Below are 17,426 nucleotides of genomic sequence, written 5' to 3' on the forward strand. Positions count from 1 at the left end.
CTGCTTCCTGCCGGGACCGGCCGAGCTTTCTTTCGGCCGGCCAGTGTATGCAGACCGTTCCATGGCGCCTTCGATGGCCGTGCGGTGTTCCGCCCTCAGCGGCCCTGGTACTTGGCCGCCGTCGAGCGGGTCGTGCCGAGCTTGTCGTAGAGCTTCTTGCCGGGGCAGCTCGTGGCGAAGCCGTCGCGATGACCGGAGATGACGTTGAGTCGTACGTTCTTGCCCTTTCCGTAGAGATTGCCACCACCGGACTTCAGGTATGTCTTTCCGCGCGGATTCATGCCGTACAGACCGAGCTTCCACGCGGTGAGCCGGGCGACCGCCTTCACGGCGGCGGACGACGGCTTCTTGGAGGTGTACGTGCCGAGGACGGCGATGCCCATGCTGTTGGAGTTGAACCCCAGGGTGTGGGCGCCCAGTACCGCCTTGGACACGCCTCCGGCCCGTCCCTCGTAGATCTTTCCGCACTTGTCGATGAGGAAGTTGTAGCCGACGTCGCGCCAGCCCATGCTGTTGACGTGGTAGCGGTAGATACTGCGAATGACTGACGGCGCCTGCTTGCAGGTGTAGTTGTTGCCCGTGGCCGAGTGGTGCACGAAGGCCGCCTTGACCTTCTTCGTGTACACGAACTTCCGCTCGCGCAGCTTCTCGTCGGCGCCCCAGCCGCGGCGCGTGGTGATGCCCGGGCGGGGGCCGACGTACGGCTTGGTCTTCTGCTGCGCCGTCAGCGCGCCGGTGCCGCCCAGGGCGAGGAGCGCGGCCTCGGTCCCGGCGCGGTCCAGGGCCGGGATCTCGGTGGCGCCGAGCGGGGCGAGGTCCGTGTTGACGGCGGATGCGGCGACGGCTTCCGCGGACTCGTCGGTCATGGACGTCGTGGCGGTGGTGGCGGTGGTGCGGGGGCCCTCCTCCGGGTCCGGGGCCGCCGCGGGCGGGGCGCCCTCGCCGGGGTCGACGAGTTCGAGGCGCATGCCCGTGGGGAGGGGGGAGGCGGCGGTCTGGACGGCCCCGGTGGCCTCCGTGGTCCTGGGGGCCTGGGAGGTGCTCGACGCTCTCACCCGTACTTCCACACCGTCGGACTCGCCCACCCACAGCGGGGCGGTGGCGCCGCGGACGCGGTCCGACGCGCTTTCGGGGGTGCCGGGGTCGGCGGCATGGTCCGCGTTGTGGGTCTCCAGTTCCTGCCAGCCGGACCAGGTGCCGGTGGCGGTGGCGCGGGTCCGGACCTGGACGTGGCCGTGCAGTTCGGTGTCCGGGTCGTCCCAGACGACACCGACCAGCGAGAAGTGGCGTACGTCGCGGCGGGGCACGCCCTGTTCGACGGCGCCGGGGGTGCGGTTGTGGGTGAGGGGGGCGAGGGGCAGCGACTGGGTGCTGCCGGGGACGTACGCCTCGGGCCGCACCGTTCTGCCGGTCGTGGGCTCGGCCGCGGAGGTGGCTGCCGCCGCCGCGGGCGGGGCGAGAGGGAGGGCCAGGGCGGCCGCGCACGTGACACCGATCGAGGAAGCAAGGAATCCACGCATGCCCCCGATCGTGGACATCACCGTACAAATCTGTCCATCCGTGATCTGACGGGCTGTAGGGCGTTTTCGTCCGATCCGGTGGCCGCGCGGTACGCCGTACGCTCGGTGCGCGCCCGTGGGCCCGCGTACGCTTGCGCGGGTGAACGCGACCGACCGCACCCCTGCCGACCTGCTGAGTTCCGCGCTCGCCGCGGACCCGGGACGCCCCCTGGTGACCTTCTACGACGACGCCACCGGCGAACGCGTCGAACTGTCCGTGGCCACCTTCGCCAATTGGGTGGCCAAGACCGCGAATCTGCTCCAGGACGAACTGTCCGTCGAACCCGGCGACCGGGTCGCTCTGCTGCTGCCCGCGCACTGGCAGACGGCGGTGTGGCTGCTGGCGTGCGCGTCGGTGGGTGTCGTCGCCGACGTGGCGGGTGATCCGGCGGCGGCCGACGTGGTGGTGAGCGGGCCGGAGCCGGAGACGCTGGAGGCGGCGCGGGCGTGCTCGGGCGCGCGGGTCGCGCTGGCGCTGCGGCCGCTCGGGGGGCGGTTCGTGCCGCGTCCGCCGGAGGGCTTCGCCGACTACGCGGTGGAGGCGCCGGGGCAGGGCGACCGGTTCGTGCCGTACGTGCCGGTGGACCCGGAGGCACCCGCGCTGATCGTGGCCGGGCGGGAGTTCAGCGGGGCGGAGGTCGTGGAGCGGGCCCGGGCCCAGGCGTCGGGGCTGGGCCTCACGGGGCCGGGTGCGCGGATCCTGTCGGGGTTGCCGTACGACACGTGGGAGGGGCTGAGCGCGGGGCTGTACGCGCCGTTGGCCAGTGGGGGGTCGGTGGTGTTGTGCCGGCATCTGGAGCAGGCGGAAGCGGGGGCCGTGGACCGGCGGATCGAGGCGGAGAGGGTGTCGGCCACGGCTCGTTGACCGCCCGCCCCGGAAGCCGACCGTTCCGTCCCGGAAGCCGACCGCTGCGTCCCGGAAGCCGACCCCTGCGTCCCTGAAGCCGGCCGTTCCGTCCCTGAAGCCGACCCCTGCGTCCCTGAAGCCGGCCGTTCCGTCCCTGAAGCCGACCCCTGCGTCCCTGAAGCCCGGAAACCGACCACTCCGCCCCCGAGTCGACCCTTCCGTCCCCCGAAGCCGACCGCTCGCCGCGGCCGGACCGGCGCACCCCCGTTCGGGTCAGTCCCGCTCCGCCCCCGGCGCCCGCTCGGGGCATGGTCGTAGGAGCGCACGTGTGCGGGACGGAGGGAGACGTGAGCGGTGACGACGCGGGCACGCCCCTCGGTGGGCCCGGAACCGGCGCGGGGGCTTCCGCGACCGGGGGCGGGCTGAGGCGGCGGCGTCGGAGGCGGCGGCTGGGGTGTTCGGGGATCGCCGTCACCGTGCTGGCCGTGGCTGCCCTGGGCGTCGGGTGGACGGTGTACACCAGGCTGGACGGCAACATCACGGCGGACGAGGCGGCGGCGGCCGAGCTCGCCCGGTACGAGGAGGAGCGGCCCACCGCACTGGTCCGCGGCGCGCGGAACGTACTGGTGATCGGGTCCGACTCGCGGTCCGGTGACGGCAACGCGCGCTACGGGCGGGACTCCGGGACCGCCCGGTCGGACACCATGATCCTGCTGCATCTGGCCGCGGACCGGGACAGTGCCACCGCCGTCTCCCTCCCCCGCGACCTGATGGTGGAGGTGCCCGGCTGCCGCCGGCCCGACGGGTCACGCACCGAGCCGGTGTTCGCGCAGTTCAACTACACCTTCGAGGCGGGTGGTTCGGCGTGCACGATCCGCACGCTGGAGAAGCTGACCGGCATCCGGATCGACCACCACGTCGTCGTCGACTTCCAGGGCTTCAAGGAGATGGTCGACGCGCTCGACGGCGTCGAGGTGTGCCTGCGCGAACCGGTCGACGACAAGGACGCCGAGCTGAAGCTGCCCGCGGGCCGGGTGACGCTCGACGGGGAGCAGGCGCTCGGCTACGTCCGCGCCCGCAAGTCGCTCGGAGACGGCAGCGACACCGACCGGATGGACCGGCAGCAGCGGTTCCTGGGGGCGCTCGTCAACAAGGTGCGGAGCGATGACGTACTGCTGAATCCGGTGAAGCTGTACCCCGTCCTGGATGCGGCCACGTCCTCCCTCACGACCGATCCGGACCTGGCGAGTCTGCGTGGTCTGTACGACCTCGTGCGCGGACTGGGCGGCATTCCCACCGAGCGCGTGCAATTCCTGACCGTCCCCAGGGAGTCGTACGCGGGCGACCCCAATCGCGACCAACTCGTGGAGCCCGACGCCGGGAAGCTCTTCACCCGCCTGCGGACGGACGAGCCCGTGGCGGTCGCCGCGACCGCCGGGCGGGATACGGCGACCGGTTCCGGAAACCCCCGTGATCCCGGCCCCGGAGATTCTCCGGCGCCGACGTTCAGCGGGAACACCGCCGCGAAGGACATCTGCGGGTAATACGCGTTCCGGACGGCGCTGGGTGTACAAGTCATGTGCGGGGCGGGCGCGTCGGAGGGGTCACTTCTCCAATGAATGCGCCGTATTGCCCAGTTGTAAGTTCGATTAAATGCATCACTTTTGTCGCCCTGTACCGAACAGGGCGGTTAGTGTGAGCGATCCGGTGTGCCCGGCCACGAGGCTCTGCCCGCGGCCGGGCGCCGAATGAGCTGGACCGGGCGCCGGGAGGGGAAGGCGCCGCGTGGCACCGACGGAGGACTCGGACAACCGTGGACGCGCAAGGCCGTGGGCGGGCGGACGGCATCGACCCCGCAGACCAATGGGTACTCAATCCGGAGACCGGCGAATACGAATTGCGACTGACCCCTTCCGCACCGCAATCGTCGGTCCCGCGGCCCCGGGGTGCCGCATCCGGCGGAACCCGCGATTCCCGTGGTTCCCGCGATTCCCGTGGCTCCCGTGATTCACCTGGTTCCCGTGATTCACGTGAGCCCGGCGGATCCGGCCCGCCCGGCGGATCGCGCGACCGCGGCGCACAGGCTTCGGCGACCCCCGGCCATGAGGTACCCCCTCCCCGCAGACGCCGTGCGGCACCCGAGGAGCCGCCACCCGGGCGGCGCGGGCGACGGCGGCCGGCGCAGAAGAAGTCGAAGGGCAAGAAGGTCCTGCTGTGGACCGGCGGCATCATGGCGTTCGTCGTCCTCGCCGCCGGCACGGCCGGCTACCTCTACCTGCAGCACCTCAACGGCAACATCAAGTCCGTCGCCGACGACGGCGCGAGCACCGGTGGCTTCCAGAAGGACAAGGCGATCAACATCCTGCTGATCGGCACCGACAAGCGCACCGGCGCCGGCAACGAGGGGTACGGCGACACGGGCAGCGCCGGCCACGCCGACACCACGATCCTCCTGCACGTGTCGAAGGACCGCTCCAACGCCACCGCCCTCAGCATCCCCCGCGACCTGATAGTCGACATCCCCGACTGCCCGACCACGCAGGAGGACGGGACGACGAAGGTCATCCAGGGCTCCACCGGCGTCCGTTTCAACAACAGCCTCGGCCAGGACGGCCGTACGCCCAGCTGCACCATGCGGACCGTCACCGAGCTGACCGGGATCACGGCCGACAACTTCATGGTGGCCGACTTCAACGCGGTCAAGACGCTCACGACGGCGGTCGAAGGCGTCGAGGTGTGCCTGGCGAAGGACATCAACGACCCCGACTCGCACCTGGATCTGCCCAAGGGCAAGCACACGATCGAGGGCGAGGACGCGCTGGCCTTCGTACGCACCCGGCACTCCGTGGGCTTCGGCGGCGACCTGAGCCGCATCGAAATCCAGCAGCAGTTCCTCAGCGCGCTGATGCGCAAGCTCAAGTCCAACGACACGCTCACCAGCCCGTCGAAGATGCTGAACCTGGCCGAGGCCGCGACCGAGGCACTCACCGTCGACTCCAAGCTGGACGACATCAGCAAGCTGAAGGACCTCGGGCTGGAGCTGGGCAAGCTCAACACCAAGAACCTGACCTTCGCCACGGTGCCGGTGAGGGACAACCCGGCCGAGAAGATCCCGGTGACCGTCGTCCTCCAGGACGGGCCCGCCCAGCAGGTCTTCGACATGATCAAGAACGACGTCTCCTTCACCGAGGTCAAGCAGAAGGAGAAGCAGCAGCAGCAGAAGGAGGCCGCCGCCGTCGCCGCCCGCCTCAAGGGCGAGAAGTCCGACCCCTCCGAGGTCCGCGTCCGCGTCCTCAACGGCGGCGCCGCCAGCGGCAGCGCCCAGCGGGAGCTTCAGTACCTCCAGACCGAGGCCGGCGTCACCAAGTCCGAGAACGGGGGCAACGCCCCCGCGGACATCGCCAGGACCACCCTCGAATACGCCCCCGACCAGGCCGACCAGGCCCGCGCCCTCGCCGAGATCCTCGGCCTGTCCGGCGCCGCCATGAAACCCGGCGAGAGCGTCACCAACGCCCAGGGCCTGCCCACCATGACCCTCACCCTCGGCAAGGACTTCAAGGGCGCCGGAGTCAAACTCAACGCCACCTCCGGGAAGGCGCCCAAGGAGGTTCAGAAGTCCACGGCCGACAAGGTCGAGTGCGCGAAGTGACCTGACGGGCCCCGCGCGCGTCTGACAGTACGACCGTCCGTCGGTGCGGCCGCCCATGAGTGCGGCCGCCCATCGGTACGCCCGTCCAGTGGTGCGGCCGTCCATCGGTACGCCCGTCCAGTGGTGCGGCCGTCCAGTGGTGCGGCCGGTCACTGCCGGGACGGGAGCAACCCGTGGGGACGGCCGTACAGCCAACGAGGGGCCCCGTACGTCCAACTGTGCGAACAGGTCGTGCGCAGGGGCACGTCGGCGGGCCCGAGGGTGGGAGAGGGACATGACGCAGAGCAGTGTGCACGGGGAGGGAACACGACCGGGCGCCGCCGTCCGGCACGCCCGGGGCGGCAGAGGCGGCAGGGAAGGCAGCAGGGGCGCTCCGGACGGCGGCGGCACGGGCACGGGCGGACAGGACGGCCCCGGGGGCGGGGGCGGGGACGGCGGGCGGTCCGGACGGCGGCGCGCCGGACGCCGGCACCGCGCACTCCGGTGGTCCGCGACGACCCTCGCGGTTCTGATACTCGGCACGGCCGGCGCCGGATACCTCTACTACGAGCACCTGAACGGCAACATCGAGAAGGGCGAGCGCAGCAGCGGCGACTCCAAGGCGCACCGGGCCGAGCCGAACGCGGCCGGACAGACCCCCTTGAACATCCTGCTGATCGGCTCCGACAGCCGCGCCTCCGACGCGAACGTGGCGCTGGGCGGCGGCAAGGACACGCGCGACAACCCGCCGCTGGGCGACGTGCAGATGCTCATCCACCTGGCCGCGGACCGCAAGAGCGCCGCGGTGGTCAGCATCCCGCGCGACACCCGGGTCGACATCCCCGAGTGCACCGACCCGGACAGCGGCGAGAAGTACCCGGCGGCCAACACGATCATCAACGAGTCGCTGGGCCGCGGCGGCGCCGGCTGCACCCTGGCCACCTGGGAGAACCTCACCGGGGTCTACATCGACCACTGGATGACGATCGACTTCGCGGGCGTGGTGTCGATGGCGGACGCCGTCGGCGGGGTCGAGGTCTGCGTGAACCAGAACGTGTGGGACCGTCCGCTGCCCCGCGTGCCCGGCGGCTCGGGCCTGAAGATGACGGCCGGCCCGCACAAGGTGCAGGGCGAACAGGCCCTCCAGTGGCTGCGCACCCGGCACGCCTGGGGCAGTGACGTGCTGCGGGCCCAGGCTCAGCACATGTACATGAACTCCATGATCCGCACCCTGAAGGGGCAGAACGTCTTCACCGACACGGGCAGGCTGATGGACCTGGCCGAGGCGGCCACGAAGTCCCTGACGGTCTCCGAGGAGATCGGCACGGTCAAGAAGCTCTACGACCTGGGCATGCAGCTCAAGACGGTGCCGACGGACCGCATCACCATGACGACGATACCCACCGTCCAGGACCCCCGGAACGCGAACCACCTGCTCCAGGCGGGCGCCGACGCGGAGAAGATGTGGGCGATGCTCCGCGACGACGTGTCCTTCGACGACAAGGGCGCCAAGGACTCCGCCTCCGGTGAGGACGCCGGAAAGGACGCAGGAAAGGACGCCGGGGAGAACGCCGGAAAGGGCACGGGCGAGGAGACCGGAAAGGACACCGGCCGAAAGCCTTCCGGGGACTCCCCCGCCGCCGACTCCGAGATCGGCGTCCTCGTCCAGAACGCCACCCGCTCCGCCACCCTCGGCCCGGTCGGTGGCCGTGCGGGCGCGCTCGCCCAGGCGCTGGTGGAGAAGGGTTTCGACAAGGCGACGAAGGACGCCTCGGCCGCGCTCTCCGAGGAAAGGACCGTGGTCCGCTACCCGAACGCGGAGCTGGCGGGCGACGCCCGGCGCGTCGCCGAGGTGCTGGGAATTCCGGCGAGTGCGGTGCGGAAGTCGACGGACGTGTCCGGGATCACGCTCGTCGTGGGAGCGGACTGGCGCTCGGGCACGTCCTACCCGAAGCAGAAGACGCCCGAGGCCGGAGACCTGCCGGACAACAGCGACGCCCTCAACGGGTCGGACACCGGTAAGTGCATGGATGTGTACAAGCCCTACCGATGGTAGGAACTCATGAAAATAGGAGGGATTGCCCTGTTGTAGGGGCGTCGAATTTGTCACCAGTGTCGTTCGACGCTGAACTGGGCCGATAGTGTGAGCGCTCCAGTGCCCCCGCCGCGAGGTCCGCCCTGGCGTCGTGCACTTGATGACCCTTTACCGTGCGCCTTCCGGGGAAGGTGCCGCGTGGCCCCCGCCGGAGGAATGGGAGACCGTGGACGCGCAAGGACGTGGGCGGGCAGACAACGTCGATCCCGCAGACCAGTGGGTACTGAATCCGCGCACCGGTGAATACGAACTGCGACTGTCCCCTTCCGCACCGCAGTCGGCTGTCCCGGGCCCCCGCCGGTCCGCCCCCCGCGCCGCCGGCGCCACGGACGCCTCCGCCGCCGACGGCGGCACCGCCGGCCGGGCACGTCGTACGGCCGCGCCCGGCCGCGAGGTCCCGCCCCAGCGACGGCGCCGTCCCACGCCCGAGGAGCCGGTGCCCGGCCGGCGCGGGCGGCGGCCGGAGAAGAAGAAGTCGAAGGGCAAGAAGGTCCTGCTGTGGGCCGGCGGCAGCACGGCGTTCATCGTCCTGGCGGCCGCTGCCGGCGGCTACGCCTACCTCAAGCACCTCGAGGGGAACGTCTCGACCACGGACGTCGGCAACGCCGGCAGCAGCAGCTTCAAGAAGGACGAGGCCTTCAACATCCTCGTCATCGGCACCGACAAGCGCACCGGCGCCGGCAACGAGGGCTACGGCGACGCGGGCAGCGTCGGGCACGCCGACACCACGATCCTCCTGCACGTGGCCAAGGACCGCTCCAACGCCACCGCGCTCAGCATTCCCCGGGACCTGATCGTCGACATCCCCGACTGCGAGACCACGCAGGAGGACGGAACGAAGACGGTCGTCCCCGGGGAACAGGACGTCCGCTTCAACAAGAGCCTCGGCGAGGGCGGCCGGAACGCGGGCTGCACCATGCGCACGGTGAAGGAAGCGACCGGTATCCAGCCGGACCACTTCATGATGGCCGACTTCAACGCGGTCAAGACGCTGACCACCGCGGTCGACGGGGTCGAGGTCTGCGTGGAGAAGGCCGTCGACGACAAGAAGTCCAAACTCAAGCTGCCCGCGGGCAAGTCCGTGGTCGAGGGCGAGGACGCACTCGCCTTCGTCCGCACCCGGCACGCCTTCGGCAACGAGGGCGACCTGGACCGCATCAAGGTGCAGCAGCAGTTCCTGGGCTCGCTCATGCGGAAGATGTCCTCCAGCGACACCCTGACCAGCCCCACCAAGCTGGTGAAGCTGGCCGAGGCCGCGACCAAGGCCCTGACCGTGGACAAGCCCATCGGCAACGTGGGCACGCTCAAGGACATCGCCCTGGAGCTGAAGAAGGTGCCGACGAAGAACATCACGTTCCTCACGGTGCCGGTGAAGGACAATCCCGCCGAGAAGATCAAGGCGACGGTCGTCCCCCTGGAGACGGAGGCGCCCCAGGTCTTCGACATGATCAAGAACGACATCTCCTTCACCGAGGTCAAGGAGCAGGAGAAGAAGGAGGCCGCGGCCGTCGCCGCCCGCCTCCAGGGCGAGAAGTCCGACCCCTCCGAGGTACGCGTCCGCGTCCTCAACGGCGGCGCCCCCAGCGGCAGCGCGGGCAAGGAGCTGACCTACCTCCAGACCGAGGCCGGCGTCACCAAGTCCGAGAACGCCGGGAACGCCCCCGCGGACATCGCCAGGACCACCCTCGAATACGCCCCCGACCAGGCCGACCAGGCCCGCGCCCTCGCCGAGATCCTCGGCCTGTCCGGCGCCGCCATGAAACCCGGCGAGAGCGTCACCAACGCCCAGGGCCTGCCCACCATGACCCTCACCCTCGGCAAGGACTTCAAGGGCGCCGGAGTCAAACTCAACGCCAAATCGATCAAGACGCCGGAGCTGGACAAGTCCACGGCGGACCAGGTGCAGTGCGCCAGTTGACCTGACGGGCCTGTCGTACGTCTCACAGGCAGGCGACGGGCCCGCGCCGTGGCGCGGGGGTGGGGAGGGACGCGGACGTGACGCGGAGCAGTGTGCAGGGGGAGGACACGCGGCAGGGCGCATCGGACGCCCCCGAGCGTGCGGAGACCGCCGTCGGCGGCGCGGAGGGCACCGGTGACGGCGACGGCGGTGCCGAAGCCGGCAGACGCCGGCCCCGCAGGGGACGCCGGGTGCTGCGCTGGACCGCGGTGACACTCGCCGTGCTCCTGGCGGGCACGGCCGGTGCCGGATACCTCTACTACGAGCGCCTCAACGACAACATCAGGAAGGACGCCCTGAACCTGGGCGACAACAAGGTCGCCGCGCCGACGCCGAACGCGGCCGGGCAGACCCCGCTGAACATCCTCGTCATCGGCTCGGACGCCCGGGACAGCGAGGAGAACCAGCAACTCGGCGGCGCCCGCGAGACGTTCGGCGCCACACCGCTGGCGGACGTGCAGATGCTGGTGCACCTGTCCGCCGACCGCAGCAACATGTCGGTCGTCAGCATGCCCCGCGACACCCTCGTGAAGATCCCCAAGTGCACCGACCCGGACGACGGGAAGGTCTACCCGGCGAGCGAGGGCCGGACGATGACCAACCAGAGCCTCGGGCACGGCGGCCCCGGCTGCACGGTCGCCACCTGGCAGGAGCTCACCGGCATCCACATCGACCACTTCGTGATGGTCGACTTCGCGGGCGTGGTGTCGATGGCGGACGCCGTCGGCGGCGTCCCGGTCTGTGTGGACGCCAACATCCACTCGCGCGACAGCCAGGGCCACGGCTCCGGCCTGAAGCTGGAGAAGGGGACGCACCCGGTCAAGGGCGAGCAGGCCCTGCAGTGGCTGCGCACCCGCTACGGCTTCGACGACGGCAGCGACCTGGCGCGGGCCGAGGCCCAGCACATGTACCTGAACTCGATGGTCCGGACGCTGCGCGAGAACGCGACCCTGAGCAGCCCGAACAAGCTGCGCAGGCTGGCCGAGGAGGCCACCGGGGCGCTCACGGTCGACCCGGGCCTCGACACCGTCAAGAAGCTGTACGACCTCAGCAACGAGCTGCGCAAGGTGAAGCCGGAGCGCATCACCATGACCACGATGCCCAACCGGTACGTGGGCGCCCGCGTGGAACCGACCGAGGACGCGGAGCGGTTGTTCCGGCTGGTGCGGGAGGACATCGCGCTGGACGGCAAGGACGAGAAGAAGAAGCCGGCCGACAAGAAGCCGGAGGTCCCGGACGACCCGGCCGCCGCCGACGGCGAGATAGCGGTCCAGGTCCGCAACGGCACCCGCACCGACCGGCTCGGCGCGGCCCGCGGACGCGCGGACACGGTCGCCGGACTGCTGGTGGAGCAGGGCTTCACGAAGGCGGTCACCGACCCCTCGGTGCTGCCCAGCGAGGACCTCACGGTCGTCCGCTACCCGAGCACCGACCTGGAGGGCGACGCGCGGCGTGTGGCCGAGTCGCTGGGGATCCCGGCGAGTTCGGTGCGGCGGTCGACCGACGTCTCGGGGGTCACGCTGATCGTCGGCGCCGACTGGCGCGAGGGCACGGCGTACCAGGCGCCCGCGGCGGACGACAAGGCCCCGGAGTCGGCCGAGGCCCTCAACGGCGCGGACGACGGCGCCTGCATGCACGTGAACCCGGCGTTCACCTGGTCCTGAGCGGCGTCACCGGGTTCCGGCGGCGTCCGTCACCGGGTTCCGGCGGCGGCGTCCGTGTCGGGCCGCACGGCCGGGCGCCGGGAGGCGATGACCCGCTTGGCCAGCGACCGCGGGCTGGTCAGGAAGCCCCAGCCCCACGACATGTGCATGGTCGCCAGCGCCACCGGGATCTGCGCCCGCGCCTTCAGCCCGAGCCCCTTCCCGGCCGGCAGGGACCCGGCGACGATGGCCGCCAGGTAACCACCGGGTACGACGAAGCCCCACGGGGTCAGCACCGCACCCACCACGACACCGGCGGCGATGGCGCACACGGCCGTCGGCGGGGCGAGGTAGCGCAGGTTGATGGAGCCGGAGTGGTACCGGGCGACGACGTGCCGCCAGCGGCCGTAGTCCTTGTACTGCTTGGCCAGCGCCCGCACGGACGGGCGGGGCCGGTAGGAGACCCGCAGCTCGGGCGAGAACCAGATCAGACCGCCGGCCTCGCGGATACGGAAGTTCAGCTCCCAGTCCTGGGCGCGGATGAACTCCTCGTTGTACCCGCCCTGCTGCTCCAGCGCCTCGCGGCGGAAGACACCCAGGTACACCGTCTCGGCCGGGGCGGCCTCGCCGCCCGTGTGGAAGGCTGCGTTGCCCACGCCGATCTTCGACGTCATCGCGGCGGCGACGGCGTCCTCCCACGCGTTCTCGCCCTCGGCGTGCATGATGCCGCCGACGTTCTGCGCGCCGGTCTCCTCGAGGAGCCGTACGGCCGTGGCGATGTAGTTCGGCGAGAGCATGCCGTGGCCGTCGACGCGGACGACGACCGGATGGCGGGAGGCCTTGATCGCGGCGTTCAGCGCGGCGGGCGTACGGCCGGTGGGGTTCGGCACGGTGTGCACGCGCGGATCCTCGGCGACGAGCTCGGCGGCGATCTCGTCCGTACGGTCCGCGGAGGGACCGAGGGCGATCACGACCTCCATCTCGCCGGCGTACTCCTGGGCGAGGATGGCGCGGACGGAGCCGCGCAGATGCCGTTCCTCGTTGAGGACGGGCATGATCACGGAAACGGCGGGCAGCCGCACGTCGGACTTGGCGTTCATCGGTGCTCACGTTACCGCGAACGGGGGACACGGGCGCGCGCCGCGGGGGTCACGGCCCCGGGCAGCAGATCGTATGGGCCTACGGTGCTCACGGATCGCACGTCCGGCCGCACGGCCCCGTCCTCGCGGAGGTGTCCTTTGCCCATGCCGCCCCGCTCCCCCCGGGTCCCGGCCTCGTCCCCCCGGGGCGGCCCGCCGCCGCAGCACGGCGGCTCCGGTTCGTCCCGGCGCCCTCCCGGTCCCCCCGTACGGCGGAGAAGGCCGCGCTGGGCCATGCGGGCGGTGACGGCACTGTCGGTGGTGGTGCTCGCCTCCGCGGGGATCGGGCACGCGGTGCTCGCCGGCCTGGACGCGGACATCTCGCGGGTCGACGCCTTCAAGGACATGAAGAACCGGCCCCGGGCCGGTGACGGCATGAACATCCTGCTGGTCGGCACCGACGGCCGCGACCGGATCAGCGAGCGGGAGCGGCAGGAGTACCGTCTCGGCGGCGCCCCCTGCCACTGCACCGACACGATCATGATCGTGCACATCTCGGAGGACCGGGAACGCGCCAGCGTGGTCAGCCTGCCGCGCGACTCGTACGCCGAGACGCCCGACCACACCGACCGCACCACCGGCGAGCATCACGAGGGGCACCCCCTCAAGCTGAACGCGGCCTACGCCGAGGGGGGTCCGCAGCTGACCGTCCGCACCGTCGAGAACATGACCCGCGTGAAGATCGACCACTATCTGGAGGTCGACTTCACCAGCTTCATGAAGACGGTGGACGTCCTGGGCGGTGTGCGGATCTGCACGGCCCAGCCGCTGAGGGACAGCTACACCGGGCTCGACCTGCCGGCCGGCACGCACCGGCTGATGGGCGGGCAGGCGCTTCAGTACGTCCGCGCACGCCACCTCGACGGGGCCTCGGACCTGAGCCGGATGAAGCGCCAGCAGCGCTTCCTGGCCGCCCTGATCGACCGGGCGACCTCCTCGGGGCTGCTGCTGAACCCGCTCAGGTTCCGCGACGTCATCCAGGCGGTGCTCGGCTCGGTACGGGCGGACAAGGGGTTCGGCACCGACGAGCTGCTGACGCTCGGGCGGGCGATGCGGAACTTCTCGCCGTCCTCGTCCGAGTTCACCACCGTGCCCGTCGCCGAGACGGGCCACGACGTCAAGGGCATCGGCTCGACCCTGAAGTGGGACCCCGTGGAGTCCGAGCGGATCTTCGACGCCCTGCGCGAGGACCGGCGCCTGGCCGCGCCGAAGCCGAGGCCCGAGGGTCCGGCGCCGGTGCGGGTCCCGGTGGACCCGGAGCAGGTCCGGGTCCAGGTGGAGAACGGCACGCGTACGCCGGGACTCGGCAAGCGGGTGGACGACGCGCTGGCCGCGGCCGGGTTCCGCACCACCCGGGCCCCCAGGAACGCCACCGGTCACGCGGCCGAGCGGACCGTCGTCGTCTTCGACCCCCGCTGGGACCTCTCGGCGAAGTCCCTGGCCGCCGCCCTGCCCGGCAGCGAGTTGCGGCCGGTCGAGGGTCAGGGCCCGACGCTGAAGGTGATCGCGGGCGCCGGCTTCGAGGGGGTCGTGGAGGTGAAGCCGGCCGACCCGCCGCAGGAGACGGGCACGGTGGTGCGCGGCGACGAGGTGGCCTGTGGGAAGCGGTGACCCGTCGCGGATCTCAGTTGCCGGAGACGGTGACCTTCTCGTCGTTCTTCAGCTGCTCCACCAGCTTCTTCACCTTGGCGTCGTCCCACTTGAGGTTGGACCCGACGCTGCCAGAGACCGGCATGTTCATCGACGTGCCGTCGCCGCCGCTGACGCTCTTCATCGCCCAGAACATGCCGGCCAGGTCGAACAGGCCCATGTCCTTGTCGACGATGAGGGAGTCCAGGCCCGCGCCCATGGTCGGGTACAGCGCGAACGGGTTGAGGACGGTCGACGGCGTGGCCACCTGGCTCGCCAGCGCCGACAGGAACTTCTGCTGGTTCTTCGTCCGGTCCAGGTCGGAGCCGGCCAGCGCGTACCGGGTGCGGACGAAGGCGAGGGCGTCCTCGCCGTTCAGGGTCTGCTTGCCCTTCTTGAGGTCGGCGCCGGACTTCGGGTCCTTGATGTCCTGCGGGATGTCCATCTCGACGCCGCCGACCGCGTCCACGATGTTCGCGAAGCCGGCGAAGCCGATCTCCACGTAGTGGTCCAGGCGCAGACCGGTGTTGTGCTCGATGGTGCGCACCAGCAGCTCGGGGCCGTCCTCCGCGTACGCGGCGTTCAGCTTCACGTGCCGGCCCGTGGCCTCGTACTTCTTGCCGGACTCGGAGCCGACGAAGCTCGGGATCTCCACGTCCGAGTCGCGGGGCAGCGAGATGAGCGTCGACCCGTTGTCCCCGGTGTGCAGGATCATCATCGAGTCGGTGCGCTTGCCCTCGGCGGAGCCGGTGTGCAGGTCCTTCTTCTGCTCGTCGGTCATGCCCTCGCGGCTGTCGGAGCCGACGATCAGGTAGTTCGTGCCCTCGCCGGCCTCCGGCCGCTCGATGACCTTGGACAGGTCGACCTCGCGGTTGAGCTTGGAGTCGGCCCAGAAGTAGGTGCCGACGGTGGTCACGACCAGCGCGGTCACCACCGTGATCGCGGTCCACTTGATCCGGCGGCGCCAGTCCGGCGCGGGCCGGCCCGCGCCGGGGCCACCGGGGCCGGAGCCGGGGCCCCGTCCGCCGGGGCTGCCGTAGACCTGGCCGGTGTTGTAGCCGCTGTCGTACGCGTTCTGCCCCGCGTGGCCCTGACCGTCGGCGTACGACGGCTGCTGCGGGACTCCGGCGCCGTACGGCGGTGCCGCCGGGCCCGGTCCGGGCGGCGGCGCCTGGCCGCGGCGGACCTGTCGCATCACGCGGGCGCTCTCGGGCCGCGCGCTCGCGCTGCCGCGTCCGTAGCCGCCGCCTCGGTTGTCGCCGGTCCGTCCCTCGGGCCAATCAGTCATGCGCACCAGTGTGCAGGTCCGCACCACGGCCCATAAGGGCCGTCGGAAAATAAGGTCAGCGCTGTTGCGAAGCTGACACAAATCACTGGGATGTCGCCCCGGCATAAGGTAGAGGCCATGACAGACCAGGCAGAACAGGCCTCGACCTCGCAGTCGGCGACTCCGGAGATCCCGGGCAAGCCGACCTCGGCCTCCCGCACCACCCTCAGCCACATCATGACCCACAGCGACACCAACCTCCTGGGCACGGTGCACGGCGGAGTGATCATGAAGCTCGTCGACGACGCGGCGGGCGCCGTGGCCGGGCGGCATTCCGGCGGCCCCGCCGTCACCGCGTCCATGGACGAGATGGCGTTCCTCGAGCCGGTCCGCGTGGGCGACCTCGTCCATGTGAAGGCCCAGGTCAACTGGACCGGCCGCAGTTCCATGGAGGTCGGCGTCCGGGTCCTGGCCGAACGCTGGAACGAGTCCGCCCCGGCCACCCAGGTCGGTTCGGCGTACCTGGTCTTCGCGGCGGTCGACGCGGACGGCAAGCCGCGCGCGGTCCCGCCGGTCCTCCCGGAGACCGGTAAGGACAAGCGCCGCTACCAGGAGGCCCAGATCCGCCGCACCCACCGCCTGGCCCGCCGCCGCGCGATCATGGAGCTGCGGGAACGCCGGGTGGCGGAGGGGTACGAGGACTGACCGTCCGGGGGCGGGCAGGCGGGGGTCAGGGCCCCCACCTCGAACCAGAGCAGCTTCCCGGCCCCGCGTCCGAGCGGGCCGCCGTCACCGAGCGACCACCCGCCCCACGAGTGCGCGTACTCCCGCATGAGGTGCAGCCCCCGTCCACCGCCCGCACCGGGCGGGGCGGGAGCGGTGTGCTCTGCCGTCCCGCCCGGCGGTTCGGCGAAGGCCGCGGGGATGTGCGGGTGGCTGTCCCACACGCCGACCCGCAACCGCCCGTCGGCCAGCGCGGTCAGCCGCAGCGAGCAGGGTCCGCGGGTGTGCCGGTAGGCGTTGGTGACCAGCTCGGACGTCAACAACTCGACGTCGTCCACCAGTTCATGCCTGCCGTGCCCGTCGAGGGCGGCCCGTACGGTCATACGTGAATTTCTCGATGCCGAGGCGCAGTTGAGCAAGTACCGCGCCGTACTGGACCGCATGGGGTCCTGCGCGCTGGACCCTGCCAGGACGCGCGACTTCATCCACCACCGCATCCAGGACCTGTGAAGGAACCCACCATGCAAAACCACAACTGGCGGAAGTCCACCTACAGCCCCGACGGCTCGAACTGTGTCGAGATAGCCACCACGCCGACCACGGTCCTGGTCCGCGACTCCAAGAACCCGGGCGGCCCCCGGCTCACTCTGCTGCCTGCCACGTGGGCGGGCTTCGCCTCGTACGCGGCGCACCCCTGGAGGCCCGCACCCTCCCGAAAAGCGTGAACGATCGCCGGACATCGTCCTCCAAGCGCTCATACGAGCGCCCCAAGGACACCGACGGCCAATTGTCCACACGACGGGACCCCGGTCATGCGCGAGGCCCCGGCGGAACACCCCGCCGCTTCGCGCCGCAGACTCCCCTGCGCCGACGCCCGGGCCGCGGCACGGGAGCGTCCGGCTGAGCCACCGCTGACCGCCGGGCACGGGACCGTAGGTC

At 71.1% G+C, this 17,426-nt stretch carries 13 protein-coding genes; 9 read left to right on the plus strand and 4 right to left on the minus strand.

Features of this window, described 5'->3' with window-relative positions:
* Positions 1–95 precede the first annotated feature (95 nt).
* Positions 96–1,520 carry a peptidoglycan recognition protein family protein gene (locus ACZ7G3_RS16285; protein WP_470926158.1) on the minus strand — a complete coding sequence of 475 codons (1,425 nt, stop codon included), beginning with the start codon at positions 1,518–1,520 and terminating at the stop codon, positions 96–98.
* Between the two features lie 139 nt (positions 1,521–1,659).
* Between ACZ7G3_RS16285 and ACZ7G3_RS16290 the strand changes: the two genes are divergently transcribed.
* The 6 genes from ACZ7G3_RS16290 to ACZ7G3_RS16315 all read left to right on the plus strand — a co-directional run bounded on the left by ACZ7G3_RS16290 (position 1,660) and on the right by ACZ7G3_RS16315 (position 11,750).
* Positions 1,660–2,424, plus strand: coding sequence for a TIGR03089 family protein (locus ACZ7G3_RS16290; RefSeq protein ID WP_470926159.1), 765 nt, complete (start codon positions 1,660–1,662; stop codon positions 2,422–2,424).
* Between the two features lie 290 nt (positions 2,425–2,714).
* Positions 2,715–3,950: an LCP family protein gene (locus ACZ7G3_RS16295; protein WP_470926160.1), complete on the plus strand. Its 1,236-nt coding sequence runs from the start codon at positions 2,715–2,717 to the stop codon at positions 3,948–3,950.
* Between the two features lie 269 nt (positions 3,951–4,219).
* Positions 4,220–6,055: an LCP family protein gene (locus ACZ7G3_RS16300; RefSeq protein WP_426596515.1), complete on the plus strand. Its 1,836-nt coding sequence runs from the start codon at positions 4,220–4,222 to the stop codon at positions 6,053–6,055.
* Between the two features lie 274 nt (positions 6,056–6,329).
* Positions 6,330–8,090 (plus strand): LCP family protein, encoded by a 1,761-nt coding sequence (locus ACZ7G3_RS16305; RefSeq protein ID WP_470926161.1) that lies wholly within the window; start codon positions 6,330–6,332, stop codon positions 8,088–8,090.
* Positions 8,091–8,295: 205 nt separating this feature from the next.
* Positions 8,296–10,047: an LCP family protein gene (locus ACZ7G3_RS16310; protein ID WP_470926162.1), complete on the plus strand. Its 1,752-nt coding sequence runs from the start codon at positions 8,296–8,298 to the stop codon at positions 10,045–10,047.
* 77 nt (positions 10,048–10,124) lie between these two features.
* Positions 10,125–11,750 (plus strand): LCP family protein, encoded by a 1,626-nt coding sequence (locus ACZ7G3_RS16315; RefSeq protein ID WP_470926163.1) that lies wholly within the window; start codon positions 10,125–10,127, stop codon positions 11,748–11,750.
* 29 nt (positions 11,751–11,779) lie between these two features.
* On the opposite strand, the gene ACZ7G3_RS16320 is transcribed toward ACZ7G3_RS16315, so the two are convergent.
* On the minus strand, positions 11,780–12,829 hold the full coding sequence (locus ACZ7G3_RS16320) for a glycosyltransferase family 2 protein (RefSeq protein WP_470926164.1): 1,050 nt from the start codon (positions 12,827–12,829) through the stop codon (positions 11,780–11,782).
* A gap of 144 nt (positions 12,830–12,973) precedes the next feature.
* Between ACZ7G3_RS16320 and ACZ7G3_RS16325 the strand changes: the two genes are divergently transcribed.
* The gene (locus ACZ7G3_RS16325) at positions 12,974–14,479 is read left to right on the plus strand and encodes an LCP family protein (RefSeq protein WP_470926166.1); all 1,506 of its coding nucleotides are present in this window, start codon (positions 12,974–12,976) and stop codon (positions 14,477–14,479) included.
* Between the two features lie 13 nt (positions 14,480–14,492).
* Here ACZ7G3_RS16325 and ACZ7G3_RS16330 read toward each other — a convergent pair whose 3' ends face one another.
* Positions 14,493–15,785 carry an LCP family protein gene (locus ACZ7G3_RS16330; RefSeq protein ID WP_426596521.1) on the minus strand — a complete coding sequence of 431 codons (1,293 nt, stop codon included), beginning with the start codon at positions 15,783–15,785 and terminating at the stop codon, positions 14,493–14,495.
* 117 nt (positions 15,786–15,902) lie between these two features.
* Here ACZ7G3_RS16330 and ACZ7G3_RS16335 point away from each other — a divergent pair, with 117 nt between their 5' ends.
* Positions 15,903–16,469: an acyl-CoA thioesterase gene (locus ACZ7G3_RS16335; protein WP_426596522.1), complete on the plus strand. Its 567-nt coding sequence runs from the start codon at positions 15,903–15,905 to the stop codon at positions 16,467–16,469.
* On the opposite strand, the gene ACZ7G3_RS16340 is transcribed toward ACZ7G3_RS16335, so the two are convergent.
* Positions 16,370–16,870, minus strand: a complete 501-nt coding sequence (locus ACZ7G3_RS16340) for an ATP-binding protein (RefSeq protein WP_470926169.1) — start codon at positions 16,868–16,870, stop codon at positions 16,370–16,372. The genes ACZ7G3_RS16335 and ACZ7G3_RS16340 overlap by 100 nt on opposite strands.
* A gap of 138 nt (positions 16,871–17,008) precedes the next feature.
* Between ACZ7G3_RS16340 and ACZ7G3_RS16345 the strand changes: the two genes are divergently transcribed.
* Entirely contained in the window at positions 17,009–17,212 is a 204-nt protein-coding gene (locus ACZ7G3_RS16345; RefSeq protein ID WP_470926171.1) for a DUF397 domain-containing protein, read from the plus strand.
* The last annotated feature ends 214 nt before the right edge of the window (positions 17,213–17,426 follow it).

It is taken from the genome of Streptomyces sp. NPDC037271, from assembly GCF_055603605.1.

What these genes read in the sequence shown, in the direction of transcription:
- ACZ7G3_RS16330 (WP_426596521.1), bottom strand. Translation starts at nt 15,785, where the DNA reads ATGACTGATTGGCCCGAGGGACGGACCGGCGACAACCGAGGCGGCGGC.
- ACZ7G3_RS16345 (WP_470926171.1), top strand. Translation starts at nt 17,009, where the DNA reads ATGCAAAACCACAACTGGCGGAAGTCCACCTACAGCCCCGACGGCTCG.
- ACZ7G3_RS16325 (WP_470926166.1), top strand. Translation starts at nt 12,974, where the DNA reads ATGCCGCCCCGCTCCCCCCGGGTCCCGGCCTCGTCCCCCCGGGGCGGC.
- ACZ7G3_RS16340 (WP_470926169.1), bottom strand. Translation starts at nt 16,870, where the DNA reads ATGACCGTACGGGCCGCCCTCGACGGGCACGGCAGGCATGAACTGGTG.
- ACZ7G3_RS16285 (WP_470926158.1), bottom strand. Translation starts at nt 1,520, where the DNA reads ATGCGTGGATTCCTTGCTTCCTCGATCGGTGTCACGTGCGCGGCCGCC.
- ACZ7G3_RS16305 (WP_470926161.1), top strand. Translation starts at nt 6,330, where the DNA reads ATGACGCAGAGCAGTGTGCACGGGGAGGGAACACGACCGGGCGCCGCC.
- ACZ7G3_RS16335 (WP_426596522.1), top strand. Translation starts at nt 15,903, where the DNA reads ATGACAGACCAGGCAGAACAGGCCTCGACCTCGCAGTCGGCGACTCCG.
- ACZ7G3_RS16320 (WP_470926164.1), bottom strand. Translation starts at nt 12,829, where the DNA reads ATGAACGCCAAGTCCGACGTGCGGCTGCCCGCCGTTTCCGTGATCATG.
- ACZ7G3_RS16295 (WP_470926160.1), top strand. Translation starts at nt 2,715, where the DNA reads ATGGTCGTAGGAGCGCACGTGTGCGGGACGGAGGGAGACGTGAGCGGT.